The sequence below is a fragment of the Pseudomonas sp. P8_241 genome (assembly GCF_034008315.1).
Lineage (GTDB): Bacteria > Pseudomonadota > Gammaproteobacteria > Pseudomonadales > Pseudomonadaceae > Aquipseudomonas.
On sequence record NZ_CP125377.1, the window covers coordinates 2,712,600 to 2,739,271 of the forward strand.

23 protein-coding genes are annotated in these 26,672 nt (G+C 61.7%); 16 read left to right on the forward strand and 7 right to left on the reverse strand.

The window, feature by feature from the left end:
- Positions 1-26: 26 nt before the first annotated feature.
- Both QMK58_RS12455 and QMK58_RS12460 read right to left on the reverse strand, forming a co-directional pair.
- Positions 27-1,205, reverse strand: coding sequence for a trans-sulfuration enzyme family protein (locus QMK58_RS12455; protein WP_053161147.1), 1,179 nt, complete (start codon positions 1,203-1,205; stop codon positions 27-29).
- On the reverse strand, positions 1,202-2,578 hold the full coding sequence (locus QMK58_RS12460; RefSeq protein WP_320396370.1) for a pyridoxal-phosphate dependent enzyme: 1,377 nt from the start codon (positions 2,576-2,578) through the stop codon (positions 1,202-1,204). Before QMK58_RS12460 ends, QMK58_RS12455 begins: the two co-directional genes overlap by 4 nt.
- A 276-nt stretch (positions 2,579-2,854) precedes the next feature.
- On the opposite strand from QMK58_RS12460, the gene QMK58_RS12465 reads away from it, so the two are divergent.
- The 6 genes from QMK58_RS12465 (at position 2,855) to QMK58_RS12490 (ending at position 8,814) form a co-directional block, all read left to right on the forward strand.
- Positions 2,855-4,207 carry a flavin-containing monooxygenase gene (locus QMK58_RS12465; RefSeq protein ID WP_172681838.1) on the forward strand — a complete coding sequence of 451 codons (1,353 nt, stop codon included), beginning with the start codon at positions 2,855-2,857 and terminating at the stop codon, positions 4,205-4,207.
- Complete coding sequence (locus QMK58_RS12470; RefSeq protein ID WP_003201555.1) at positions 4,207-4,617, forward strand: RidA family protein; 411 nt, start codon at positions 4,207-4,209, stop codon at positions 4,615-4,617. The genes QMK58_RS12465 and QMK58_RS12470 overlap by 1 nt, the downstream gene beginning before the upstream one ends.
- Before the next feature lie 10 nt (positions 4,618-4,627).
- Entirely contained in the window at positions 4,628-5,302 is a 675-nt protein-coding gene (locus tag QMK58_RS12475; protein ID WP_053161143.1) for a DUF1028 domain-containing protein, read from the forward strand.
- Complete coding sequence (gene argE, locus QMK58_RS12480; protein WP_053161142.1) at positions 5,295-6,464, forward strand: acetylornithine deacetylase; 1,170 nt, start codon at positions 5,295-5,297, stop codon at positions 6,462-6,464. The genes QMK58_RS12475 and argE overlap by 8 nt, the downstream gene beginning before the upstream one ends.
- Before the next feature lie 35 nt (positions 6,465-6,499).
- Positions 6,500-7,540: an ABC transporter substrate-binding protein gene (locus QMK58_RS12485; RefSeq protein WP_053161140.1), complete on the forward strand. Its 1,041-nt coding sequence runs from the start codon at positions 6,500-6,502 to the stop codon at positions 7,538-7,540.
- Between the two features lie 224 nt (positions 7,541-7,764).
- Positions 7,765-8,814, forward strand: a complete 1,050-nt coding sequence (locus QMK58_RS12490; RefSeq protein WP_156322369.1) for a GGDEF domain-containing protein — start codon at positions 7,765-7,767, stop codon at positions 8,812-8,814.
- A 4-nt stretch (positions 8,815-8,818) separates the two neighbouring features.
- Here QMK58_RS12490 and QMK58_RS12495 read toward each other — a convergent pair whose 3' ends face one another.
- From QMK58_RS12495 to QMK58_RS12510, 4 genes are all read right to left on the reverse strand, one after another.
- The gene (locus tag QMK58_RS12495) at positions 8,819-9,178 is read right to left on the reverse strand and encodes a cupin domain-containing protein (protein WP_053161136.1); all 360 of its coding nucleotides are present in this window, start codon (positions 9,176-9,178) and stop codon (positions 8,819-8,821) included.
- A gap of 13 nt (positions 9,179-9,191) precedes the next feature.
- Positions 9,192-10,589 (reverse strand): FAD-dependent oxidoreductase, encoded by a 1,398-nt coding sequence (locus tag QMK58_RS12500; protein WP_320396371.1) that lies wholly within the window; start codon positions 10,587-10,589, stop codon positions 9,192-9,194.
- Between the two features lie 71 nt (positions 10,590-10,660).
- Positions 10,661-11,935 carry a glycosyltransferase gene (locus QMK58_RS12505; RefSeq protein WP_320396372.1) on the reverse strand — a complete coding sequence of 425 codons (1,275 nt, stop codon included), beginning with the start codon at positions 11,933-11,935 and terminating at the stop codon, positions 10,661-10,663.
- Between the two features lie 100 nt (positions 11,936-12,035).
- The gene (locus QMK58_RS12510) at positions 12,036-12,968 is read right to left on the reverse strand and encodes a GntR family transcriptional regulator (RefSeq protein ID WP_053161131.1); all 933 of its coding nucleotides are present in this window, start codon (positions 12,966-12,968) and stop codon (positions 12,036-12,038) included.
- Between the two features lie 201 nt (positions 12,969-13,169).
- Between QMK58_RS12510 and QMK58_RS12515 the strand changes: the two genes are divergently transcribed.
- The 9 genes from QMK58_RS12515 (at position 13,170) to QMK58_RS12555 (ending at position 21,779) form a co-directional block, all read left to right on the forward strand.
- Positions 13,170-14,225, forward strand: a complete 1,056-nt coding sequence (locus QMK58_RS12515; RefSeq protein ID WP_053161129.1) for a spermidine/putrescine ABC transporter substrate-binding protein — start codon at positions 13,170-13,172, stop codon at positions 14,223-14,225.
- 82 nt (positions 14,226-14,307) lie between these two features.
- Complete coding sequence (locus QMK58_RS12520) at positions 14,308-15,168, forward strand: ABC transporter permease (protein ID WP_053161127.1); 861 nt, start codon at positions 14,308-14,310, stop codon at positions 15,166-15,168.
- Positions 15,165-15,971, forward strand: coding sequence for an ABC transporter permease (locus tag QMK58_RS12525; RefSeq protein ID WP_053161126.1), 807 nt, complete (start codon positions 15,165-15,167; stop codon positions 15,969-15,971). Before QMK58_RS12520 ends, QMK58_RS12525 begins: the two co-directional genes overlap by 4 nt.
- Positions 15,964-17,043 carry an ABC transporter ATP-binding protein gene (locus QMK58_RS12530; protein WP_053161125.1) on the forward strand — a complete coding sequence of 360 codons (1,080 nt, stop codon included), beginning with the start codon at positions 15,964-15,966 and terminating at the stop codon, positions 17,041-17,043. Before QMK58_RS12525 ends, QMK58_RS12530 begins: the two co-directional genes overlap by 8 nt.
- Before the next feature lie 32 nt (positions 17,044-17,075).
- Positions 17,076-18,359, forward strand: coding sequence for a glycosyltransferase (locus tag QMK58_RS12535; RefSeq protein WP_320396373.1), 1,284 nt, complete (start codon positions 17,076-17,078; stop codon positions 18,357-18,359).
- A complete protein-coding gene (locus tag QMK58_RS12540; RefSeq protein WP_053161121.1) occupies positions 18,352-18,720 on the forward strand; it encodes a cupin domain-containing protein in 369 nt (122 codons plus the stop codon). Before QMK58_RS12535 ends, QMK58_RS12540 begins: the two co-directional genes overlap by 8 nt.
- Positions 18,721-18,866: 146 nt before the next feature.
- Positions 18,867-19,211 (forward strand): cupin domain-containing protein, encoded by a 345-nt coding sequence (locus QMK58_RS12545; RefSeq protein ID WP_053161120.1) that lies wholly within the window; start codon positions 18,867-18,869, stop codon positions 19,209-19,211.
- Positions 19,212-19,216: 5 nt separating this feature from the next.
- Positions 19,217-20,290, forward strand: coding sequence for an aminoglycoside phosphotransferase family protein (locus QMK58_RS12550; protein WP_053161118.1), 1,074 nt, complete (start codon positions 19,217-19,219; stop codon positions 20,288-20,290).
- Complete coding sequence (locus QMK58_RS12555) at positions 20,271-21,779, forward strand: aldehyde dehydrogenase family protein (RefSeq protein ID WP_053161116.1); 1,509 nt, start codon at positions 20,271-20,273, stop codon at positions 21,777-21,779. Before QMK58_RS12550 ends, QMK58_RS12555 begins: the two co-directional genes overlap by 20 nt.
- Positions 21,780-22,108: 329 nt before the next feature.
- Here the strand turns inward: QMK58_RS12555 and QMK58_RS12560 are convergent, their stop codons facing one another.
- Entirely contained in the window at positions 22,109-26,167 is a 4,059-nt protein-coding gene (locus QMK58_RS12560; protein ID WP_320396374.1) for a bifunctional nitrate reductase/sulfite reductase flavoprotein subunit alpha, read from the reverse strand.
- Positions 26,168-26,456: 289 nt separating this feature from the next.
- Here QMK58_RS12560 and QMK58_RS12565 point away from each other — a divergent pair, with 289 nt between their 5' ends.
- A complete protein-coding gene (locus tag QMK58_RS12565; protein ID WP_156322368.1) occupies positions 26,457-26,669 on the forward strand; it encodes a hypothetical protein in 213 nt (70 codons plus the stop codon).
- Positions 26,670-26,672: the final 3 nt, after the last annotated feature.

The following is a 26,672-nucleotide window of genomic DNA, read 5'->3' on the forward strand; positions in this document are numbered from 1 at the left end:
ACAGCTTTGAACCTTAAAAAGGTGGCTTACATCCGCGCCAACGCCTGCGCCAGATCAGCCCTCAAGTCCTCGACATCCTCAACCCCCACCGACAACCGCACCAAGCCATCACCAATTCCCAGTTCTGCGCGGGTATCGGCCGGGATGGTGGCGTGGGTCATGATCGCCGGGTGTTCGATCAGGCTTTCCACGCCGCCGAGGCTTTCGGCCAGAGCGAAGATCTGCACGCTCTCAAGGAAGCGCTTGGCTCCGGCCAGGTCACTGTTGAGGTCAAGGGAGATCATTCCGCCGAAACCGCGCATTTGCCGTTGCGCCAGTTCGTGTTGCGGGTGCGAGGGCAGGCCGGGGTAGTAAACCCGCGAGACTTGCGGTTGGCGCTCCAGCCACTGCGCCAGCTCCATTGCGTTGCTGCAATGCCGTTCCATGCGCAGGGCCAGGGTTTTCACCCCGCGCAGGGTGAGGAAGGCGTCGAACGGGCCGGCGATGGCGCCGACGGCGTTTTGCAGGAAGCCCAGGCGCTCGGCCAGTTCGGCGTTCTGCCCGACCACGGCGATGCCGCCGATCACGTCGGAGTGACCGTTGAGGTATTTGGTGGTTGAGTGCAGCACGATGTCGAAACCCAGCTCCAGCGGGCGCTGGATCCACGGGCTGGCGAAGGTGTTGTCGGCCACGCAGATGATGCCGCGGGCGCGGCAGGTGCGGGCGATGGCGGCGAGGTCGGTGAGGCGCAGCAGCGGATTGCTCGGGGTCTCGACCATGACCATGCGGGTGTCGTCTTGCAGGGAGGCTTCGAACGCCGCCAGGTCGGTCAGGTCGACGAAGCTGAAACGGTGTCCGGCGCTGCGCTGGCGCACCTTGTCGAACAGGCGGAAGGTGCCGCCGTACAGGTCGTTGCCCGAGACGATGTGTGAGCCGGCTTCGAGCAATTCGAGCACGGTGGAAATGCTCGCCAGCCCCGAGGCAAACGCGAAGCCCCGGGTGCCGCCCTCGAGGTCGGCCACACAACGTTCCAGCGCCCAGCGCGTCGGGTTGTGCGAACGCCCGTAGTCCAGGCCCTTGTGCACCCCGGGGCTCTGTTGCAGGTAGGTGGAGTTGGCGTAGATCGGCGGCATCAGCGCCCCGGTGGACGGGTCCGGCGCTTGCCCGGCGTGAATCACCCGGGTGGCGAAACGCTGTGCCGGGGCTTCGTTGTCCTGTTGGCTCATGGCAGTGATCTCCGCAAATGGTTGAGCATGTCGGTTCGGGTGATCAGGCCGTGGAAACCTGAGGCGTCCTGGATGATCGCCACCAGACCACGGCCCAGCTCGGCTTCCAGTTCAGCCAGCGTGGCGTCGGGGGACAAAGTCTGCAGCTTATCGGTCATGGCGCTCGACACGGTCTTGCGAAAGTGCGCAACGTCTTCATGCACGCCCAGCAGGATGTCGGATTCGTCGATCACGCCGACCAGTTGCTGCCCCTTGATCAATACCGGCAGTTGCGAGACATCGGCCAGGCGCATGCGCTGGAACGCGGTGAGCAGGGTGTCGTCGGGGCCGACGCTGATCACCCGGCCATCCTCGAAGCGTCGCGCGATCAAATCGCGCAGGTCGCCGTAGTGCTTGCGTTGCAGCAGGCCCTGATCGTTCATCCACTGGTCGTTGTAGACCTTGGACAGGTAACGCGTACCGGTATCGCAGACGAAGCTCACCACCCGTTTCGGCTCGGTCTGTTCTCGGCAGTAACGCAACGCCGCCGCCAGCAAGGTGCCGGTCGACGAGCCGCCGAGAATGCCTTCGGCGCGCAACAGTTGTCGGGCGTGATCAAAGCTTTCTTCGTCGCTGATCGAATAGGCGTGGCGCACGCTGGACAGGTCGGCAATCGACGGAATGAAGTCTTCGCCAATGCCTTCCACCGCCCAGGAACCGGGGGTGGGGAGGGTGCCGCCACGGCTGTATTCGGCCATCACCGAACCGACCGGGTCGGCCAGGACCATTTCCAGATCCGGTTGCACGCGTTTGAAAAAACGGGTCAGCCCGGTGAGGGTGCCGGCCGATCCGACACCGACGACGATAGCGTCCACATCATGCTGGGTTTGCGCCCAGATTTCGGGCGCCGTGCTGCATTCGTGGGCCAGCGGGTTGGCGGGGTTGTTGAACTGGTCGGCGAAGAACGCATCGGGAATGTCCGCGGCCAGCCGCGCCGCGACGTCCTGGTAATACTCGGGATGGCCCTTGCCGACGTCGGAGCGGGTGATGTGCACCTCGGCGCCCATGGCCTTGAGGTGCAAGACCTTCTCGGTGGACATCTTGTCCGGCACCACCAGTACTACGCGGTAGCCCTTGGCGCGGCCGACCAGGGCCAGGCCCAGCCCGGTGTTGCCGGCGGTGGCTTCGACGATGGTGCCACTGGGCCTGAGGCGACCATCGCGTTCGGCGGCATCGATCATCGCCAGACCGATACGGTCTTTGATCGAACCGCCAGGGTTCTGCGATTCGAGTTTGAGAAACAGCGTGCAGGGGCCGGTATCGAATCGGCTGACGCGCACCAATGGCGTGTTGCCGATGAGTTCGAGCACGGCGGGGCGAGCGTTGTCAGGCATGGCGTCACTTCCTTGCGCAAATTCGCACTGGGTGGACTTGGCCGGCGCTGTGCCATCAGGCGTCAATCGCCGGCATTGCATCGCTAGGACCATAGGCCGGGATCCGACCACCCGCAACCTCGCACAGCCGACCGGTCGGCTCGACGCTTTTTCCTCGCCAGCGACCACAAAAAACATAATTTCGCTAATCCCCGGCTCCGAACAGAATGCGGCCAACACCCAGACACCGATAGCCGCAGCAGAAGAACAACAGTGATCAGAATCGAGGCGGCAGCCATGACCGACCTGAATCAAACCACCTTTCAGAAGTGCACAGCCATGACAGTAGACAAGACCGAAATTGATACGCTTGTAGTGGGCGCCGGCCAGGCCGGCGTGGCCATGAGTGAACACCTGAGCAAGCTCGGTGTGCCTCACCTCGTTGTGGAGCGCAATCGTATCGCCGAAGCCTGGCGCACCGGTCGCTGGGATTCGCTGGTGGCCAACGGCCCTGCATGGCACGACCGCTTTCCGGGGCTGGAATTTGACGGTCTGGACCCGGATGCCTTCGCCGGCAAAGAGCAGGTGGCTGCGTACTTCGAAGCCTATGCCCGCAAGTTCAACGCGCCGATCCGCACCGGTGTTGAAGTCAAGAAAGTGGAACGCAATGCCGACCGCCCAGGTTTTACGGTTGAAACCTCCGATGGCGTGATCGAGGCCCGGCACGTGGTGGTCGCCACTGGTCCGTTCCAGCGTCCGGCCATTCCGCCGATTGCGCCTGAAATCGCCGGCATCACCCAGATTCACTCGGCGCAATATTACAACCCGCAGCAACTGACCGAAGGTGCGGTACTGGTGATCGGCGCCGGTTCATCGGGCGTGCAGATCGCCGATGAACTGCAACGTTCCGGCAAGCAGGTCTACCTGTCGGTCGGCGCGCACGATCGTCCGCCTCGTGCCTATCGCAACCGCGATTTTTGCTGGTGGCTGGGCGTGCTCGGCGAGTGGGATGCCGAAGCCATGCAGCCGGGCAAGGAACACGTGACTATCGCTGTGAGCGGTGCCCGTGGCGGGCACACCGTGGACTTCCGTCGCCTGGCCCATCAAGGCATGACCCTGGTCGGCCTGACCCAGTCGTTCAACGGCGCTGTGGTGAGTTTCGAAGACAACCTCGCCGACAACATTGAACGTGGCGATGAAAACTACCTGGCGCTGCTCGACAAGGCCGATGCCTACATCGAACGCAACGGCCTCGACCTGCCGCTGGAGCCTGAAGCCCGCGCCATGCTGGCGGACCCGGACTGTGTGACCCATCCAATCCTTGAACTGGACCTGCTCAAGGCCGGCGTCACCACCATCATCTGGGCTACCGGTTACTCCACCGATTACAGCTGGCTGAAAGTCGACGCCTTCAAGGACAACGGCAAGCCACAGCATCAGCGCGGTGTGTCCTCCGAGTCAGGCGTGTATTTCGTTGGCCTGCCATGGCAATCCCGTCGCGGTTCCGCGTTTATCTGGGGCGTTTGGCACGACGCCAAGCACATCGCCGACCACATCGTTAAGCAGCACACCTATCTCGACTATCGGGATGCGACCCAGCGCCAAGCCGCCGCCCCTGTTCAGAAAGCCAGCCTCATGGGAGTTCGTTGATGCCTACTCATACCCGCATCCGCATGTTCAATACCAAAGACACCTACCCGAACCAGACGCTCGACAACGACCTGTGCCAGGCCGTGCGCGCCGGCAACACGGTGTATGTGCGCGGTCAGGTCGGCACCGACTTCAACGGTCAACTGGTGGGTCTTGGTGATCCACGCGCCCAGGCCGAGCAGGCCATGCGCAACGTCAAGCAATTGCTGGAGGAGGCGGGCAGCGACCTGAGCCACATCGTCAAGACCACCACCTACCTGATCGACCCGCGCTACCGCGAGCCGGTGTACCAGGAAGTCGGCAAGTGGCTCAAGGGCGTGTTCCCGATTTCCACCGGGCTGGTGGTCAGCGCCCTTGGCCAGCCGCAGTGGCTGATGGAAATCGATGTGATCGCTGTTATCCCTGAATAAGGAATTGGCCATGACTTTTTCCATCGTGGGTCGCTGCGCCGAAACCGGCCAGCTGGGCATTGCCATCAGCTCTTCGAGCATTGCCGTTGGCGCGCGTTGCCCTTGGTTGCGGGCCGGTGTCGGCGCAGTGTCGAGCCAGAACATCACGCTGCCGGCCCTCGGCCCGCAGATCCTCGATGAACTGGCCAGCGGCTCTGCGCCGCCCCAGGCGCTGGACCACTCGTTGACCCGTAACGGCTACAGCCAGTATCGGCAGGTGGCAGTGGTCGATGCCCAGGGTCGTACGGCGGTGTTCAGCGGCAATCAGGCGTTGGGCATCAATAACGCCGTGGCCGGTGACCAATGCGTGGCGGCCGGCAACTTGCTGGCCAACAGTGGGGTGATCGAGGCGATGGTCGCGGCCTTCGAAAACAGCGAAGGCTGTCTTGCCACCCGGCTGATGAACGCTTTGCAGGCCGGGCAAGACGCTGGTGGTGAAGCCGGTGCGGTGCACTCGGCAGCCATGTCGGTGGTGGGTGACCTGACCTGGCCAATCGTCGACCTGCGTGTGGACTGGGCCGAGGAAAATCCGATTGGCGAGCTGGGCAAACTGTGGAAAGCCTACGAGCCGCAGCTTCAGGATTACCTGACCCGCGCCCTCAATCCGACCCTGGCACCGAGCTATGGAGTGCCCGGCGATGAGTGAGTTGCGCAGCCGCGCCATGCTTGCGCGGTTGATCGGGTTCGCCACGGTCAGCCGTGATTCGAACCTGGCGCTGATCGAATACGTGCGTGACTACCTGCACGAACTGGGTGTGGATTGCGAACTGATCTACAACACCGAGCGGACCAAGGCCAACCTGTTGGCCACGGTCGGCCCGAGGGTGGTCGGTGGCATCGTGCTGTCCGGGCACACCGACGTGGTCCCGGTGGACGGTCAGGCATGGACGGTTGAACCGTTCAGCCTGAGCGAGGCGAATGGCAAGTTGTTCGGGCGCGGCACCGCCGATATGAAAGGGTATCTGGCGTCTGTCCTGGCGGCCGTGCCGATGTTTCTCGCCAGCCCTTTGAAGCGCCCTGTGCATCTGGCGTTTTCCTACGACGAGGAGGTCGGCTGCCTCGGTGTGCGCAGCTTGCTGCAAGTGCTGCCCCAGCGCATTCCGGCACCGGCCATGTGTTTGATCGGCGAGCCGACCGAGCTCAAACCGGTGCTCGGGCACAAGGGCAAACTGGCGATGCGTTGCCATGTTCACGGTGCGCCGTGCCATTCGGCCTACGCGCCTTATGGGGTGAACGCCATCGAGCAGGCTGCTCGGCTGATCGGTCGGTTGGGTGAAATCGGCACACGCCTGGCGCAACCGCAGCATCACGACGAGCGCTTCGATCCGGCGTATTCGACGGTGCAGGTCGGCGTGATAAACGGTGGGACGGCATTGAACATCGTGCCCGAGAACTGCCGCTTTGATTTCGAAGTGCGCGCCTTGCCGGACTTTGCCCCGCAAGCGGTCGCCGATGAACTGCAAACCTATGCCGAGCAAACCTTGCTGCCGGCGATGCAGGCGGTAAAAGCCGACACCTCGATTCGCTTTGAAAAGATCTGCGCCTATCCGGGGCTGGCAACACCTGCCGACAGCGCGGCGGCCCGTTTGATTGCGCAACTGTGCGGCAGCGATGACTTCAGCACGGTCGCGTTTGGCACCGAAGGCGGGCTGTTCGATCAGGCCGGCATTCCTTCGGTGGTCTGCGGTCCCGGCAGCATGGACCAGGGGCACAAGCCCGATGAATTTGTCAGCGTCGAACAGATGGCCGCGTGTGACCTCCTGATGGATCGCCTCGCAACGTTTTTGAGTGAGCACAACGACAGATAACAACAATGGGTCGACCAGGCCCGAGGAAGCGATCCATGTCCAGATCCTTGCGTTACAGTGTTCCGTTTGCCCTGGCGCTGTTGAGCGGCAGTGTGCTCGCGGCGCCCCAGAGCCTTACGGTGATTTCCTTCGGCGGTGCCACCAAACAGGCCCAGGATAAGGCCTATTTCCAGCCCTTCAACGCCAGCGGCGCAGGCAACATCGTGGCCGGTGAGTACAACGGCGAATTGTCGAAGATCAAGGCGATGGTCTCGGCCGGTCACACCAGTTGGGACGTGGTCGAAGTCGAAAGCCCGGAGCTGTTGCGCGGTTGCGAGGAAGGCTTGTTCGAGAAGCTGGACGCAGGGCGCTTTGGAGATGCCGCGAATTTCGTGCCCGGTGCGCTGACCGAATGCGGGGTGGCGACCTATGTCTGGTCAATGGTCATGGCCTATGACCAGAGCAAACAGGCCAAGGCGCCGCAATCCTGGGCGGACTTCTGGAACGTGGCTGACTTCCCGGGCAAGCGCGGTTTGCGCAAGAGCGCCAAGTACACGCTGGAAATTGCTTTGCTGGCTGACGGTGTCAAAGCGGACGACATCTACAAGGTCCTGAATACCCCGCAAGGCGTGACGCGGGCTTTCGCCAAGCTCGACCAGATCAAGCCGAATATCCAGTGGTGGGAGGCGGGTGCCCAACCGGCGCAGTGGCTGATTGCCGGCGACGTGGTGATGAGCGCGGCCTACAACGGCCGGATCGCCTCGGCGCAAAAGGAAGGCATGGAACTGAGCATCGTCTGGCCGCAAAGCCTGTACGACCCGGAATACTGGGCGGTGGTCAAGGGCACGCCGAACAAGGCACTGGCCGAAGACTTCATCGCATTTGCCAGCCAGCCGCAAACGCAAAAAGTCTTTTCGCAAACCATCCCGTACGGCCCGGTGCATCGCCAGACCCTGCCGTTGCTGCCCAAGGACGTGCAGGAACAACTGCCGACCGCCGAAGCCAACCTGGCCGGTGCCCGTGCCGTGGATGCCGAGTTCTGGGTCGACCATGGCGAGGAGCTTGAACAGCGCTTCAACGCCTGGGCTGCGCGCTGATACGACGGTCGTGTAGCAACATGGGACCCTGTGGGAACGGGCCTGCCCGCGATGAGGTCGTCAGCATCAACATCCTGGTTGACTGACACGCCGGGGAACTGAGTCGGCGCCATAAAAAACCAATCGGATTGAATTGTGGTGCAAGTCGGGATGGCCGTTTGTCGGGCGTATGGTTATGCTCAGCGAGTTTGCAAACGCCAATGATAAACAACCACAGTGAAGCCATGAGCCAATCCGAGACGCGTGCGACTGTTCTAGCGCTGTATCCAGAAGACTCCCGAGAGGCGGCGGCATTGCTCAAGCAGGCAGTGCCGCTGATGGTTCGTCACAACATTGCGCCCAATCCGGTGCACTACGCGCTCTGGTACACCTACAGCAAAGGCCAGGAACCCGAGCTCAATCGGCATCTGGACCGGGTGCTCAACGATTTCGATTACTTCCCGCCAGAGTCCGCCACCAGGCTGTTTCGCGAATACATCATTCGCGATGAGCTGGCGGACGCCCGCTCCGGGCAGCAGGAAGCGATCAACCTGGTCGACGACATGGAGCGCGATGTATCGCGCAGCGTGAAGGGCAACCAGAACTTCCAGGCCAGCCTTGGCCAATTCCTGCAAATGCTCGAAGAGCCTGCGAGCGAGCGCTTGCCAAGCATTCTGATCCAGTTGCAGCAGAGCACCCGGCTCATGCAGGGTCAGCAGGAACATTTCCTCGCGCAATTGCAATCGGCGCAGCATGAAATCAAAACCCTGCGCGACAAGCTCGAGCGTGCGCAGCTGGCGGCAACGCTCGATGGCCTGACCGAACTGTTCAACCGCGCCACCTTCAATCGCAAGCTGGAGCAGGCATTGAGCAAAGCGCCCAAAGGCGTTGCACTGGTGATACTGGATATCGACCACTTCAAGCAGTTCAATGATCAATACGGCCATCCGCTGGGCGACCGGGTTCTGCAGCACGTCGCCCACGTGTTGCGCGAGGCGCTGCCAGCCGAAGCGATTGCAGCGCGATACGGCGGTGAAGAGTTCTGCGTGGTGCTCAACGATTGCCAGGATCTGGCCAGCGCGGCGGCTTTCGCCGAGCGGTTGCGCTTGAAGATCCAGTCGCTGCGGGTCAAGGCCCGAGGCACCAACACCGTGCTGGACACCATCACCGCTTCATTCGGCGTGGCCCACGCTCAGCCCGGCGACTATCCGGAAAGCCTGCTGACCCGCGCCGATGACGCGCTGTATCAGGCCAAGCGCAACGGGCGTAATCAGGTACGCCAGTCGTCTGAGTGACCTGTCACCCGAGAATGAAATACACCTTGCGCACCGGCGTGAGGTTTTCCCACGTGCCATTGAAACCACTGGCCACCACAAACGAATCGCCTGCTGTGAAGGTGCGGCTGACACCCTCGGCGTCGGTCAGGCGCACCGTACCTTCGAGGATGTGGCAAAGCTCATCGTAATCGCACTGACAGCGCTCCAGATGCGGGCCGGCTTCCCAGAGGCCGGCCACCGCGTTTTTCTCGGGCTGGACAAAGTGCCGCCAACTCCTGCTGTGGTAAGGCACGTCGACCACGGCCGGGTCGTTGATCTCGGTTTCACGGGGGACAAGGTCGCTGGCGAAGTCGATGACGTGCCGGGGCAGGGCTGTGGACATGGGGTTCTCCGGGTCAGGAATCGAAGCCGATGCCAAAGGCATCGAAGGTCTTGAGCAGCAAGTTGCGGTGACCGTCACGGTCCTCCCGCGCTAATGAACGCTGGGCCAGTTTCACGCCGACGTAGCGCAAGGGTTCAGGTGGAAAGCGGAACGGTGCCTTGGAGGTCATCAACAGCTCGGTTCGTTCAGTGCGCTCGCCAGCCAACAGGTCGAGCATGTTCAGCGCGGCGAAGCGACTGGCGGACACGCCTTGCCCGGTGAAGCCCAACGCATAGGCGACGCGGCCCTGGTGCTCGCAACCGGTGAACATCGTGGTGCGTGCCGAGGTGTCGATGATGCCGCCCCAGGCATGGCTGAAGCGCACATCATGCAGGGCGGGAAAGGTCTGCTGAAACTGTTCGGCCAGCCGCTGGAAGCTTTGCGGGCGTTGGGTCAGCGCTTCGTCGCGGCGCGCGCCGAAATGGTAGATAGCGTCGTAACCGGCCCAGAGAATCCGGTTGTCGGCGGTTTTGCGCAGGTAGTGGAACTGGTTGCCGGAATCGGCGATACCGTAGCGCCCGGTCCAGCCGATGGCGGCCAGTTGTGCATCGCTCAGCGGCTCGGTAACCAGTGAGTAGTCGTAGACCGGAATCACCGTTGAGGCCAAATGCCCGAGCAACGGCGGGGCGATATTGGTGGCGAGGGCGACTTGTCCAGCGATCACTTCTGCATCGGCAGTGCGCAAGCGCAGGCCGTCGTTGCCGGCATCCAGTTGCAGCACCGGACTGTTTTCGAACAATTGAATGCCTTGCTCAAGGCAAACCCTGCGCAGTTCAGCGGCCATTTTTGCCGGGTTGAGCAGGGCGTAGTTGGGTTCGAACAGACCGGCCGTGTACGCCGGGGAGTCGAGCTTGTGTGTCAGATCGCTGCCTTCGAGCCACTGGCAATCAATGCCGAAACGGGCGTAGTTGCGTTGCATCGAGCGCAGGCCATCGACCTGCCAGGGCTGGCTGGCGACGTTGAGTTTGCCGTGGCGTTCGAACTCGACGTTCATGCCGTAGCGTTGCAGGTCGGCAGCCAGTTCATCGAGGTTCTGCCGGCCCAGGCGGATCAGTTGCCCGGCTTCATCGGGCCAGCGCTTGAGCGCGTTGGACACCCCGTGGGAAATGCTCGGCGCGCAGAAACCACCGTTGCGCCCGCTGGCCTCACCGCCGCAACGCCGTGCCTCGACAATTGCGATACTCAGCCCGGGGCTGCGTTGGCGCGCCAGCAGGGCGGTCCACAATCCGGTGAATCCACCGCCGACCACCACCAGATCGAACGATACCGACCCGCTGACGGAGGGCGCGGCGGGCGGCGGTGTCACGGTGTCCTGCCAGAAGGGGTGAGGCAGGGCACGGTCAAGCGCATCGAAACGCGATGGGACATTCATGCTGAAACTCCGGCGGTGTGTCGGGCAGCGACGATTGCGTTCGGTTGCCCGACGGTTTTTTGTTGTTTTGGCTAGAGGTCAAGAATGGCGCGCGCGGCAATGTCGGTGCCGCGTGTTGCCTGCATGCGCTCGCTGAACGATTTGAGGCGTTGTTTCATCGGTTGGTCGCTCAGCAGCTGTTCGAGGGCGGCGGGCAGTGCGGCCAAGGGATCGGCGAACCGTGGAAGATAGCGACCGACGCCGACTTCCCCGGCGCGGGCGGCGTTGTCGTGGCCGTCCCAGCAATAGGGAATGATCAGCGACGGCAAACCGAAATACAGCGCCTCGCAGAAGCTGTTGTTGCCCCCGTGATGAATGAACACATCGCACTCCTTGAGCACTGCCGGTTGGGCAAACCAGCTGTCGAGGTACACGTTGTCCGGCACGGTGGTGTACATGTCGCGGTAGGCGCCGACGTTGACCAGGAAACGGTATGGCAAGGTTTCGATTGTGTTGATCAGGCGCTTCATCATCCCGGTATCGGCGGCGCCGAGGCTGCCGAAGCTGAGATAAATCAGCGGCGCGTCGTTGTACCGTGGAAAGTCCGGGACGATGTAGGGCGCTTCTCGTCGTACGCAACCATCGAGGTAGACGTATCGCTGCGGATCGAGCGGTTGCTGGCGTGCATAGCGTACTGGCGTCGGTGACAGCAGCAGGTTGAGCCATGGCGAGTCAGTGAGGAACTGTCCCGCAGGACAGGGCGCCGTATTGTTGCTCAGGAGAAAATGCGAAAAGCGTTCATGGGCCGGCGCGACAGCCTTGAGATATTGCTCGGTGTAGCGTTCGCAGGCTGCGGTGTCACGGGTCAGGCAGCCGGACAGGTACGGCGGAACGTTGGCATCCGGCAGTTCGGTTTCGGCGCAGGACACCACGCGCACCCAAGGGCAACCCGCGTTGGCGATGGCCGGGAACATCACCACGTTGTCGAGCACGATGACGTCCGGTTTCAGGCGGCTGAGCAACTGCTGCAAGGGTTTTTCCGCTTCGATCGCGGTGTCGATGATCGCTTCCCAGGCCGGCGCGACATAGCTGTCGATCTGCGCCAATGGGGTCTGGTCGAAGTAGGGAATGCTGCGTTCGATGAAGCGCTCCCAGTAATGCTGATGTTCCGCCGCCGACAATGGGCTCACTTGTGGAATCGGGTATTCGTCGAAACCGTATTCGGCGAACAGCCCCTGAAAATGCTCGTGGCAGATGAACACCGGCCTGGCGCCCAGCTCACGCAGCGACTGAGCGATACCAATGCAGTTCAGGGCCGCGCCGAAACTGGCTTCCGGAAACAGGGCGATCAGTTTTTGTTTTTGCATGGCGAGGGACTGTCCATGGCGGGTCAGACCCGCCGCTCCTGAAGGTGTTTTGGATGCTGTCTTATTTTCAAAAAAAAATCATCATGTTTTTACGAGGTGCTTAACGGCGCCCCAAATGATGACTTTGCGGGATGCCACGGTTGGCGGTTTGCGGGCGTTGCGCGGCGCTCAGGCGCAGGTGCAGGCGCAGCAGGTCGGCGGCGATCTCCATCTGCCCGCGCTCGATGTGCGCGATGATTTGCAGGTGCTCGCGCAGGGCTTCCTGCAGGCGGTGCACGCTGACCGAGGGCAGCAAATTCGGCAGGCGCCGCAGGCTTTGATGCTGGAGCAGAGCGTCGCTGATGAAGCGGTTGCCGCAGCTCTGGGCCAACAGTTCGTGGAAGCTGATGTCCAGCTCGCGAAATTGCTGGATGTCGAAATCTTCTACGGGGCTGGCGAGCAGGCTTTGCGAGGCACTGCGCAACAGGCTCAGGCGTTGCGGGTCGGCAGTGAAGCTTGGGCTGAGCAGCGCTTCGGGCTCCAGAATCAAGCGGAATTTCAGGCTTTCCTCAAGGGCGGCCAGGCTGTTCAGCGACGGGCGAAACAGCCAGGACTGGCCGGGGCCGCGCTCGATGGCCTGGCTTTCGCTCAATTGCTGGAGGGCTTTTTGCGCCGCTGGCCGGCCGATGTCGTAGCGGCGCATCAGTTCGCTGATGCTGATGCTGTCACCCAGCCGTCCGGCCATGCGATCACGCAATACCGAGGCGGCCAGTTCTTCTTCTGCGGCTTGTGGCAGGGTCGCGTTGAATGCCTGGCCTGTCGGGGAGGTCAGCAATCGGTAGCCCTTGCCGGCTTCGTGGCTCAGCAGGTTTTCTTCCAGCAGCACTTTCAGTGCGCCGCGAATCAGTGTGCGCGAGACCTGAAAAGTGCGGGCCAGGGCCTGCTCGGCCACCGGGTCCCCGGCAACCAGTCCGCTTTCCTGAGTGTGTTCGAGGATACGGCGGGCCAGTTCCAGGTGATTGGTGCGCGGTTTTTTTTCGGCTGTCGTGCTCAAGCGTCTTTTCTCGTGGTGATCCGCTGTCGGGCTCAGGTGCTCATCTTATGCCATGCGCCGGCCCATCGTCAGGCTGGAAGAAATGCGTTGACATCTTTTGATACTGGTCCTAATTTCTAAAAAAAAACACAAGCAATCGTTTCTCGTTTTGCCGTACTGCCTTCGAACACAACAAAACAAACAATCGTCGGGTGAGTATTTATGAGCAAGCTGAATGATCTTCTGTGCGCAGGATTGGCCGTTTCCCTGGCGATCGCTTCACAGGCTGCAAGTGCGAAAGACATGGTGATCTCCATCTGGGACGGCTACATGGCCCCGGATGCGCTGGAGAAGTTCAAGGTGGCCAGCGGTGTGGACGTCGACAAGGCGCTGCACGCCACCAACGAAGAAATCATGGGCAAGCTCATGGCGTCCGGCGGTGAAGGGTATGACGTGGTGTTCGTCTCCTCGCCCTTCGCCGAAGTCCTGCACAAGCAGGGGCTGCTGGCGGACATCGATCCGGTCAAAGTGCCCAACCTGAAAAACCTCTATCCCGAAGCCACCCAGCTGGAATACGACGCCGGCAACCATTTCTCGGTGCCCTACACCTGGGGCACGACCGGTATTTGCTATCGCTCCGACAAGGTGACACCGGCACCACAAAGCTGGAACGAGCTGCTTAATCCGAGCGATGCGCTCAAGGGCAAGGTGACGATGCTGGCTACCGACCGCTGGATGCTCGGCGCCGGTTTCCTCGCCAAGGGCTGGTCGGTCAACGACAGTGACCCGGCGCAGATCGCCGCCGTTCGCGATCAACTGATCGCCACCAAGAAACGCATCCTGTCCTTCGACGACACCACCTTCTACTCCAAGCTCGCATCCGGCGAATCGCTGATGGCCCACGCCTGGGACGGCTGGTGCAACTACGGCACCCAGGCCAACGCGGCGATCAAGTTCGTGGTGCCCAAGGAAGGTTCCGATCTGTGGGTAGACACCATGGTGGTGCTCAAAAGTTCGAAGCACCAGGAAGAGGCCTTCAAGTTCATCAACTTCATGCTGGCCAAGGAAAACCACGTATGGGTTGCTGAAAACATCCTCTACAAAATCCCCAACCAGGCCGCAATGGCCGGGTTGTCCGCTGACCTGCTCAAGCAATACCCCAACCTGACCATGACGCCGAGCGAGCTGGTGAAGATGGAGCAATTGCGCGATCTGGGCGGCACCACGCAAAAGGCCTACACCCGCGCCGTGACCGAAATCATGGCGGCGCAGAACTAACGCCGCATCGATCCGGGGCCTGCCCGGCAGGTCCCGCCACGTTCGCAAGCCGCCTCTGTCCCGAGGCGGGAGGATAGGGTTAATGAGTGCTTTGCATGCTGACAGGCGGCTGTCGGCCTGGCTTCTTGCGCCCGGCTTCGGCTGGCTGCTGATGTTTCTGGTGGTGCCCTGTTTGCTGGTGCTGGTCTACAGCTTCGTCGAACGCGGTGCGTATGGCGGCATTGATTGGTTGTTTACCTGGGAAAACTACCAGCGCGCCTTCGATCCGCTGTACCTGGGCATCTTGCTCAAGTCGGCAAAAATCGCCGGGCTGGCCACGCTGTTTGCGGTGCTGATCGGCTACCCGGCCGCCTATGCGATTGCCCGTGCGCCACGGCGGCGTCAGGCGGTGTATCTGTTTCTGGTGATGCTGCCGTTCTGGAGCAACTACCTGATCCGCACTTACGCCTGGATCGTCCTGCTCAATCGCGAAGGCCTGATCAACCGCCTGTTGCAACTGCTCGGCTACAGCGGCGAACCCATCAGTTTGCTGTACACCGAATCGGCCGTGGTACTCGGGTTGGTCTACAACTACATCCCCTTTGTGATCCTGGCGATTTTCTCCTCGCTGTCGCGCATCAACAACGAACTCTGGGACGCCTCCAGAGACCTCGGCGCTTCGGGCTGGATGACGTTCCGCCGGATCATTCTGCCGTTGAGCGTTCCCGGCATCGCCGCAGGCTCGGTGTTTGTCTTTGTGCTGAGTATCGGCAACTTCATCACCGCTGACCTGTTGGGTGGCAAACAGGTGCAGATGGTCGGCAACCTGATCTACTCGCAGTTCCTCACCGCGCGGGACTGGCCGTTCGGTGCGGCGCTGAGCTTCTTCCTGATCGCGATCATGCTGGTGCTGTTGTTCATCCAGGCACTGGTGGCGCGCCGTGCAGAAGGGGCACGCTCATGAGCCAGTCACGTTCGGTCAGCGGCGCCGTACTGAGTTCGCACCTGGGCCTGGTGTACGCCTTCCTTTATATACCGATCCTGGTGTTGATCCTGTTGTCGTTCAACAAGTCCGGATTGCCGACCGCCTGGGGCGGCGTATCGCTGAAGTGGTACGCGGCACTGGCGCACAACACGGCAATCCTGTCGGCGGCGCTCAATACCCTGATCGTGGCGCTGTCGGCGACCTTCATTGCCTGTGTGCTCGGGACGTTCCTGGCGCTGGGCATCGAGTTGCGCCGCAAGGACAGCCACAAGGGGCAGGTGGTCGACACCCTGCTGATGGCGCCGATGATCATTCCCGACATCGTGCTGGCGATTGCGCTGCTGAGCTTTTTCAACCTGCTCAAGGTCGGTCTGGGCCTGCACTCGATCATCATCAGCCACGCGGTGTTCAACATCGCCTTCGTGTGCGCCGTGGTGCGCACGCGGCTCAAGCACTTCGACTACTCGATCCTCGAAGCCTCGATCGACCTCGGCGCGAGCTGGTTCACCACGTTCCGCCGGGTGCTGTTGCCGGTGATTTTTCCCGGTGTGCTGGCTGGTGGATTGCTCTCGTTCACCCTGTCGGTGGACGAATTCATCATCGCCTTTTTCAACTCCGGCTCCGGCCAGGCGTCGACGACTTTGCCCATGCAGATCTACGCCATGATCCGCTTCGGCGTCACCCCGGAAATCAACGCTCTGGCGACGCTGGTGATGCTGGTCAGCATCACCGCGCTGCTGGCTTCGCAGCGTCTCAACAAGGCTCCTCGCACCCATGAATAATTCTTCTGCGGTACTGATCCTGGACAAGGTCAGCAAGTCTTATGGCAACGGTCTGGCGGTCGACGAGGTGTCACTGAGCATCCGCGAGAACGAGTTTTTCGCGCTGCTCGGTCCGTCCGGCTGCGGCAAAACCACGCTGTTGCGCATGCTCGCCGGTTTCGAGACCCCCAGCGGTGGCTGCATTTATCTGGATGGCAACGACATCTCGCCACTGCCGCCGAACAAGCGTCCGTTGAACCTGATGTTTCAGTCCTATGCGCTGTTTCCCAACATGACCGTGCGCAAGAACATCGCCTACGGTCTGGAAATGGAGCGCCTGCCGGAAAGCGAAATCCGCCGTCGTGTCGATGAAGTGCTGAGCACCGCGCAACTGGGTGAGCTGGCCGAGCGCAAGCCCGATCAGCTTTCCGGTGGCCAGCGCCAGCGGGTGGCGCTGGCGCGGGCATTGGTCAAACGTCCGCGTGTGTTGCTGCTCGACGAGCCGTTGGGCGCACTCGACAAAAAACTGCGGGAAAAAATGCAGCTGGAACTCAAGCGCCTGCAACACGAGAGCGGCATCACCTTCATCATCGTCACCCACGACCAGGAAGAAGCCCTGGTGATGTCCGACCGCATGGCGGTGCTCGACGGCGGCAAGGTCTGCCAGTGCGGTAGCCCGACCGAGCTTTACGAAAACCCCAACAGCCGCTTCGTGGCCAACTTCATCGGCGTCAGCAACCTGCTCGAAGGTGTGCGCTCGGGTCAGCACTCGGTGCGGGTCAATGGTCAGGAACTGAAGGTAGACACCGACGCACCGCTGGTAAGCGGCCAGGCAGTCGCCGTGGTGGTGCGCCCGGAACGCCTGCAAGTGCTGACGGAGCAGGGCGGCGAATGCGCCAACCAGGTCAGCGGCAAGATCGTCGAAGTCGCCTACCACGGCCTCGACACCAACCTGCATGTACTGACACCGCTCAGCGACAAACCGCTGATCGTGCGTGTGCCGTCCTCTCAGTTTGAATTCGCCCATTTTGCAATCGACACGACCATCCGGCTGGGCTGGCAGGCCCGGCATGCCCGCGTATTGACGCGCTGAACAATAAAAAGACCCGGCAGGAGTAGCACTCGATGAAACAGAAAGTGATCGCATTCTTCCCCGAAGCCGCCTATGGCCCGGCGCTCAATTCAGTCGGCATCGCCCAGGCCTGTGAAGCCCTGGGCCACAAAGCGGTGTTCCTCACCGACCCGGGCATGAGCGGTGTGTACGCCGGTTATGGTTTTGAGGAGCACATGGTGAACATGTCGGCACCCATGCCGGCCGAAGAAATGGCCCGCTACTGGGTGGATTTCATCAACGGGCACATTCCGAACTTCCGCAAGTCACCGTTGGCGCAGATCGACAACTACGTCAAGGAATGCTGGGCGGCCATCGTTGAAACCGCGAAGTGGGCGCAAAAGGATCTGCCTGCGGTGCTGGACAAGGTCAAGCCCGACCTGATCTGCGTCGACAACGTGATCCTGTTCCCCGCGATCAAGCAGTACGGCAAACCGTGGGTGCGGATCATTTCCTGCTCGGAAAACGAGATCGAAGACCCGGATATCCCGCCGCACCTGTCGGGTATGAGCATCGACGACAAGGTCGGTCAGGCGCAATTTCGCCAGCGCTTTGAAGAGGTGATCGAGCCGATTCACGAGGACTTCAACCAGTTCCTGCAAGCCCATGGAGAGGCGCCGTATCCGCTGGGTACGTTCTTCGAAGCTTCGCCGTTCATGAACCTGCTGTTGTACCCGGACGCGGTCAAGTTCGACCGGCGTCATCCGCTGCCGGCCGAACGTTTCCATTACCTGCAAGGTTGCGTGCGTCACGACACGCCGTATGAGATTCCGCAGTTCCACGTGCATAACGACAAGCCGTTGCTGTATGCGAGTTTCGGCAGCCTCGGTTCCGGCGATGTCGATTTGCTCAAGCGCCTGATCGAGGCGGTGGGCAAGCTGCCTTACCGGGCGCTGTTCAATGTCGGCGAACACCTCGACGAATACCCGGACCTGCCGGACAACGTGCAGATTTCCAACTGGTTCCCGCAACCGTCGGTGATTGCCCAGGTCGATGCGGTGATCCACCACGGCGGCAACAACAGCTTCACCGAGTGCCTGTTCTTCGGCAAACCGGCGATTGTCATGTCCTACGTGTGGGACGGCCACGACAACGCCATGCGCGCCGAAGAAAGCGGCCACGGCTTCAAGCTCGACCGCTATGAGTGGAGCGAAGAACAGCTCGCGGAAAAACTCCACGCCTGCCTCAACGACGAGGCGATGCGCCAACGCCTGCAGCGCACCAGCGCGCAAATGCAATCACGCAAGGGGCCGCAAGACGCGGCCGCGATTCTCGACAAGGTGCTCAACGATGCCTGACTCATCCACCACGGCGGGTATCACGCCGTACCTCGAAGCCGTCAGCAGCCGCACCGACCTGGTGGACTGGGGCGTGCAGAGCGATGCCGTCGAAGGCGTCTCGCATTCCAGCGGCCGCTTGCTGTTCAAGGGCCCGAACAACAGCCCGGAAACCGGATTGTGGGTGTGTACTCCGGGCCGCTGGCGGTTGTCGATTCCCCGGGATGAGCTGTGTCATTTCATCGCAGGGCATGCGACTTACCGCAACGACAACGGCGAAGTGATTGAAGTGCGCCCCAACACGCTGGTGCTGTTCCCGGCCGGCTGGACCGGCGAGTGCGACGTGCGGGAAACCCTGCGCAACGTGTACATGCTGGCCTGAGCCTGTGAAAAACACTGCAACCCCTGTAGCAGCCGGCTTGCTGGCGATAGCGGTACGCCGGGCGACATCTGTGTCGACTGTCCCGACGCAATCGCCGGCAAGCCGGCTCCTACAGGTTACCGACCGACTTTTATTGGAGAAAATGTATGACTACCCCGTTTCTGTACGACCCGCTGAGCATTACCGACGTCAAGGATTGGGGCGTGATCCCGACCATGCTCGAAGGTCAATCCCGTGTGTCCGGCGTGGTGCTGCACAAAGGACCCGAAGGCCAGTCTGAATGCGGCATCTGGATCTGCACCCCGGGCAAGTGGTTTTGCCATGTCACCAGCGACGAGTTCTGCCATTTCCTCGAAGGCCGCTGCACCTATGTGCACGAGTCCGGCGAAGTGATCGAGATCAAACCGGACACCGCCGCGTTTTTCCGCAAGGACTGGAAAGGCGTGTGCACCGTCCACGAGACCATCAAAAAGGTCTACATGATCCGGTGACCGCCATGACAGATGCTCTGGCGTCATTGCCAACCCGTGAAGACCTGCGCGCAGCGTTTCTGGCACGCGCCGGTTATGCCGACGCAGTGCTGACCGCGCTGCCTGCGGATGCGTCGACACGACGCTACTTTCGTCTGGACGGCGCCGGTTTGTTGCTGATGGATTCGCCCCCCCACAGCGAACCCATCGCCCCGTTTGTGCAGATCGCCCGGCAGTTGCAGGGGCTGGGCCTGTCCGCGCCAGCCTTGCTGCAAGTCGACGAGGCGACGGGGCTGGCGCTGATCGAGGACTTCGGACACGACACCTACACCCGGCTGCTGGCGGCCGGGTATTCGGAGGCGGGGCTGTATCACCTGGCCGTCGATACCTTGGTGACGCTGCATCGCGCGCCATCGACCAATGAAGTGGCGCCCTACGACGAACAGCGGCTGGCAGACGAATACGCGTTGTTTATCGACTGGTACGTGCCGCTGTTGATCGGCAAAGAGATGGCGCAAAAGCTGCGCAATGAATACCTGGCGCTGTTCGCCGACGCCTGCCACGACGTTGCAAAACGCCGAGAAGCCTTGGTGCTGCGCGACTTCCACGTCGACAACCTGATGCTGCTGCAAGGCCGCGAAGGTGTCGCGGCCTGCGGCTTGCTGGATTTTCAGGACGCTCTGGTCGGTGCGGCGGCCTATGACCTGATGTCGCTGCTCGAAGACGCCCGGCGCGATGTGCCTGAAGCGTTGCGAGAAAAACTGATCACCCTTTACCTGATGCAACGCCCGGAGCTGGATGCCCAGCGTTTTCTTGCCGATTACCGCTGCCTGGCAGCCCAGCGTCACGCCAAGGTGCTGGGGATTTTTGTGCGCCTGGCCGGTCGTGACGGCAAGCACGGTTATCTGACGCACCTGCCGCGCACGCTGGGGCTGTTTGTCCGCGCCCTGGACGCCGAAGCCTTGGCACCGCTGCGCCAATGGCTCGACCGGCATGTGCCGGTCTGGCGTGATGACCTGTCCGCCGAGACCCTGGCGATGTTGCGCCAAACCCCTTATCGATTGGTTAAAGGATCAACCCATGGCCACGTTCAACACTGATATTGCATTGCGTTTCATCAATTGCGAATTCCTGCCGCTGACCGTTGGGCACGTGCGTGAAGTGCTCGACCCCGCGACGTGGCAGCCGGTCGGGCAGGTCGGCTTGTGCGGCGAAGCAGACGTACAAGCCGCCATCGATGCCGCCACTGCTGCGCAAAAACAATGGCGCGTAGTCGATGCCAAAAGCCGTGCCGCACGCCTGCATCAACTGGCCAATGCCATCGAACAGAACCTTGCCTGCAACCGTGAAGTCGCTCGCTTGATGACCCTGGAAATGGGCAAGCCGTTTCCCGAGGCCATGGGCGAACTGGCGAACTGCGCGCCGATCTTTCGCTATTACGCGGAAATGGCCCGGGACGATGCCGGCAAGGTCGCCGGCACCACGCAGATTGGCTCGTTCCAGCATGTGCGTTACGAGCCGTATGGCGTCAGTGTGCACATCATGCCGTTCAACTTTCCGATCCTGTTGATGTGCTGGACGGTCGCCGCGTCCTTGGCAGCGGGCAACGCCTGCATCATCAAACCGGCGGAAGCCACGACTCTGTGCACCCTCAAGTTCATGGAGCATTTCACGGCGCTGTTGCCGGGGCTGGTGTCCTGCGTGCCGGGCGATGCTGCAACCGCGCAGCGGCTGGTGCAGTCGGAGCAGACCCACGCGGTCGCGTTCACCGGCAGCGTGGCGGCGGGCAAAGCCGTGGCCGTGGCCTGTGCCGAGCGCATGAAGCCGTGCGTGATCGAGGCCGGTGGCAGCGATCCTCTGATCATTTCCAGACACGCACCGCTGGAAGTCGCAGCGGCCGGTGCGGTGACCGCGGCGTTCCACCTCAGCGGGCAAATCTGCACCTCGGCGGAACGCTTTTATGTGGTCGACGAGATTCATGACGAGTTTGTCGCGAAGTTTGCCGAACGCACCCGCGCCTTGCGTATCGGTCATGGCCTGGAGCGCTCGGAGATCGGGCCGATGGTCAGCGAGGTGGCGCGCAACAAGGTCATGCGTCTGGTCGATGATGCCGTGGCCAAGGGCGCGACGGTGGTCTGCGGCGGGCGGGTTCCGCCACAGCACAGCGTGGGCTGGTTCTATGAGCCGACCATTCTCACCGGTGTGACCGGCGACATGGCCATTTTGCAGGAGGAGTGCTTCGGTCCGGTGGCAGCGATCTGCCGTGTGAGCGATTTCGATGAAGCGGTGCGCTTGGCCAATGATTCGCCGTTCGGCCTCGGCGCATCGCTGTTTTCCACCGACCTGGCCGAAGCCATGGAGGCCGCCGAGCGACTGGAGGCGGGCATGGTCTGGGTCAACAACCCGTTGATCGACAACGATGCGCTGCCGTTCGGTGGCTGGAAGATGTCGGGGCTTGGCCGTGAATTGGGGCGTCAGGGCCTTGAGGCATTCCGCCGCTCGAAAATGGTCATCATCGATCACCAACCGAAAGTCCAGGACTGGTGGTATCCGTACGCCGACGACGTGTTCTATCGCGATCCGAGCTGAAACCGGGGGGCTGAAAACCCGTCAGCGTTTATTTCCTCCCATATGGAACTGAAAACCATTCTTGACGTCGAACCCTTTACCGGTGAGCGGACGTCATAAATTGTTACAGCCCCGCACGCCAGTATGAAGCTTCCTGTCGATGGGAAGCTTTGCCGCCAAACAGGCAGGAGGCGTGTGATGGGGAGGTTAGCGATGTACAAGTTCTTTGCGGCTTACCTGTGCGCTTGCGTGCTGCTGCAGTGGGGCGTTGCACAGGCGTCGCCATGGATCGCGTCACACGTTCTGCTTAAGTGGATTCTTTGATCGGCTGAGCCTGTCAGGCTCAGTTTTCAGTAAACATCCCGCAAATAGCGTTTCTGCTCGTTCAACCGGCGCCAGTAATCACTGGCGTTTTCGGCGCTGAGTCCACCGTGGTTTTGTGCCACCTCGCGCAAGGCCCGATCGACATCCCTGGCCATCTGGCTGGCGTCGCCACAGACGTACAGCTGCGCACCCTCCTGCAACCAGCGCCACAGGTCTGCGCCTTGTTCGCGAATCCGGTCCTGCACGTAGATCTTCTGCGACTGGTCGCGGGAGAATGCCAGGCTCAGTTGCGTCAGCGTGCCGTCGCGCTGCAGGCCTTGCAGTTCGTCGCGGTAGTAGAAGTCGGTGGCGGCGTGTTGCTCGCCGAAGAACAGCCAGTTCTTGCCTTGGTCGCCCCGGGCGCGCCGCTCTTGCAGGAAGGCGCGAAAGGGCGCGACACCGGTGCCTGGGCCAATCATGATCATCGGCACGTTGCCATCGGCCGGTGCGCGAAAGTGCTTCGACGGCTGGACGAACACCGGCACGTTGCCGCTCTGGGCGCGATCGGCGAGAAAGGTCGAAGACACGCCTTTGCGTTTGCCATAGCGCACGGCAGCCACGGTGAGATGGATTTCCCGAGGGTGCGCCTTGGGGCTTGAAGCGATGGAATAAAGGCGCGGTTGCAGGCGTTTCAACGTCCCCAGCAATTCGCTCGCCGAGCAATCCACCGGAAACTCCTGCAACACGTCCGCCAGTTGCCGGCCCCACAGCCAGTCCTTTAATTCGGCTTTGCGCTCACTGCCCAGCAGTTGTTTCAGTCCGGGGTTGGTGCTGCGCTCGGCGATGAACGCCAGGGTTTCGCTGTTCGGGCGGGCGATTTCGAAATGCTCGGTCAGGGCTTGATGCAGCGGCACTTCGCCGCGTTGATCGACGCTCACGGCTGTTTCGCCGTGCAACCGGGTCAGATCGAGAAGTTCGCTGACCAGTTCAGGGCAGTTGCGCGGGTAAACGCCCAGGGCATCTCCGGCCTCGTAGCGCAAGTCAGAATCCGCCAGGTCGAGAGCGAACATCCGGGTTTCTTTGTTCGGGCTCTGGCTGTTGAGGTGCAGGTTGGTCAGCAGACGTGAGGCGAAAGGTTTGGCTTTGGCCGATGTCTCGACGGGACGGATGCCAGCACTTGGCATCGGTTCGACGATCACTGACGGCTTCAGGGCTTTGCGTAGATCGGCGAGCCAGAGGTCTGCTTGCTCCTCGAATTCGGTATCGCAATCCACCCGCTCCAGAAGACGTGTTGCACCCAATTCTCGCAGGCGTTGGTCGAGTTTCTTGCCATGCTGGCAGAACTGGTCGTAGTTGGGATCGCCCAATGCGAGCACGGCAAAGCGCAGTGACTCCAGGCGCGTCTCGGCGGTATTGAGGGTATGCCAGAAGCCTTCGCCGTTGTCCGGTGGGTCGCCGTCGCCGAAGGTGCTGCTGATCAGTGCCAACGTCTGGGTATTGGCGAGTTTGCTGGCGGGAAAGTCCGCCATCGCGCTCAGCTCCACGCTGACACCGTCGTCCCGCAGACACGCGGCAAATCGCTCGGCCAGCGCCTCGGCATTGCCGGTCTGCGAGGCCCACAACAAGGTCACGGCCGGTTGATCGGTGACTGTCGCCGGGCGCGGGCTATCAGGTTCAACTCGACTGAACAGCCCGCCGAGAACGCCGTCCAGCCAGAGTCGCGTATCCGCAGCCAACGGCGCGTTGGACGGCATGACCGGTACGCCGCTCACTTGACGACCGGCCGGGGATTGCAGGCCGCTGATAAAACCGGCGAGGTAGGTGCGTTCACGATCATTGAGTTGAGGAGACGGCAGGCTGCTGATGCCCACGAGGTCAGCGAAGGCCGAGAGGCTCGACATGGCAATTTCCTCTGTTAAAGCGGGGAGTGGGGTGACCGTGGCCGGCGCCGGGGTATCGAGGAACCGGTGACCGATCAGCTCGACCCGTTGCAGGGCGACGGCGCAGAACTTGAGTTCCGGCTGCTGCGAAAGGGCGTCGACGGCGTCGTTGGTGACGGCGTTGATTGCCAGGTGCTCGCCGAACACATCGCTCCAGTGAAACGGCGCAAAGCAATTGCCCTGACGCACCCGGTCGGTCACCACGGCGGGCAACACGGCGCGGCCGCGCACTGAACGCACTTCGACCGGGTCCTTGTCCTTGAGGCCCAGCTGACGTGCATCCTCAGGGTGAATTTCAATGAACGGCCCCGGATTGAGTTTGTTCAGCGTCTCGACTTTGCCGGTCTTGGTCAGGGTGTGCCATTGGTGCTGCAAGCGACCGGTGTTGAGCACGAAGGGAAAGGCTTCGTCGGGCATTTCGGCGGGCGGCAGGTGGGGACGCGGCAGGAAAATGCCTTTGCCGTGGCTGGTCGGAAACGTGATGGCGCAGGCGCTGTCAGCGATGCCCTTGTCGACGTAACGAATCGGATTGCGATCATTGGCGGACTCCAAAGAGCAAGGCCATTGCAGTGGATTCGCTCGCAAGCGGGGGTAACTGGCGCCGCGAATGTCATAGCCGGTGGCCGGGTTCCAGGCACGTTTGATTTCTTCAAACACGTCGCTGGCGTCGGCATAAGTGAAGGCTTCGGCGAAGCCCATCGCACACGCCACTCGAGCGACGATTTGCCAGTCGGGCAGGGTTTCGCCGGGCGCTTCCACGGCTTTTTGCATCAGTGTCAGGTTGCGCTCGGAGTTGATCATCACACCTTCGGCTTCGGCCCAGAGAGCGCCCGGCAGCAGGATGTCGGCGTAGCGGTTGGTCTCGGTATCGAGAAAGGCATCCTGGGTGATGACCAGTTCCGCCGCCTGCAAACCCTCGATGACATTCTGCCGATTGGGCGCGGACGCCACCGGGTTGGTGCAGATGATCCAGCAGGCCTTGATCTGGCCAAGGCGCATTTGCTCGAACATTGCCACGGTGCCGCCGCTGACCGTCGTCGGCAGATTGCCACGGGGGATGTCCCACAGGTCTTCTATAAATGAACGGTCAGCCTCGGCCAGTACCGAACGTTGTCCCGGCAATCCAGGCCCCATGTAGCCCATCTCACGGCCGCCCATGGCATTCGGTTGGCCGGTCAGGGAAAACGGCCCGCTGCCCGGTCGGCAGATCGCGCCGGTGGCCAGGTGCAGGTTGCACAGCGCGTTGGTGTTCCAGGTGCCGTGGGTGCTTTGGTTCAGGCCCATGGTCCAGCAACTCATCCATTCAGCGGCCTCGCCAATCCATTGCGCGGCTTGGCGAATGTCCGCCTCAGGAAGGCCGGTGATCTCGGCAACCTTGTCTGCTGGGTAGTCCTCCAGGAACTCGGGCATGGCCTCCCAACCTTGGGTGAAGGAGGCGATGAAGGCCGGGTCGGTGTGGCCGTTTTTCACCAGCAAGTGCAGCAAACCGTTGAGCAGGGCCAGGTCGGTACCGGGTTTGATGGGCAGGAACAGGTCGGCCTTGAGCGCCGTGGCACTGCGCCGTGGATCGACGACGATCAGCTTCGCCCCGGCCTTGACCCGGTCCATCATGCGCAGGAACAGAATCGGGTGACAGTCGGCCATGTTGGCGCCGATCACGAAGAACAGGTCGGCGTGATCGAAGTCGTCATAAGAGCCGGGTGGCCCGTCGGCCCCCAGGGACAGTTTGTAGCCGCTGCTGGCGCTGGCCATGCACAGGCGGGAATTGGATTCGATGTGAGGGGTGCGGACAAACCCCTTGGCCAGTTTGTTGACCAGGTATTGGGCCTCCAGCGACATCTGCCCGGACACGTAGAAGGACAAGGCTTCGGGGCCGTGGGTATCAAGCACCTGGCGCAGTCTGGCGGCGGTTTCGCCGATGGCGTTGTCCATCGTCACGCGCACTGGGTCACGATTGCGTTCATGACGCAGGTAGGCGTTGTCCATGCGTCCCGACTCGGCAATCGCCTGGCCGCAGGTCGTACCCTTGGTGCACAGACGACCGGCATTGCTCGGGTGGGCCTTGTCGCCGGTCACCTTGATCACGCGATTGTCTTCAACCTGCATGACGATGCCGCAGCCAACACCGCAATAGGGACACACGCTGCGTACGGTTTTACTGGCCATCTTCGCCCCTTGAATCAGTTGCTTGCACTTGCCGAACCCGCAAACAAAAAAGGCGCCATGTGACCCTTCCGTTAAAACGGGGGTTACACGGCGCCTTTGTCGTATGTGGGCAATCAGCGTTGACTGCCTATTGGTGAGGTTCTAGCAAGTCACGCGCCAGAATGCTCGAACGCGGTGTTATCTCTGCTGAGCAGCGCATTCGGGGCTGCGGATGACGGCGCGGGCGCGTGCGAATCTGCACTTTTTTAAAGCGCTGGCGGACCGCATCGCACCAGTCGGAAGCGAAGCCGTGAGTGTTCATCCGGGCGGGTTTGTGCGGCTGGATGAACGCAAACCGTTGGTGCCAATGGGGTTGCAGGGCTTTTGCTGTCGACTGGCACAGTTGCTGCAGACGTCATCATCAAGTCCATGGGTTTTCCCGTGGAAAGCCCTCTCGGTCAACGACGATCGACTGGCCGCACAGGTCGAGGGCAACATCGGTGGATCAGGCACAGCCGTCTGATTT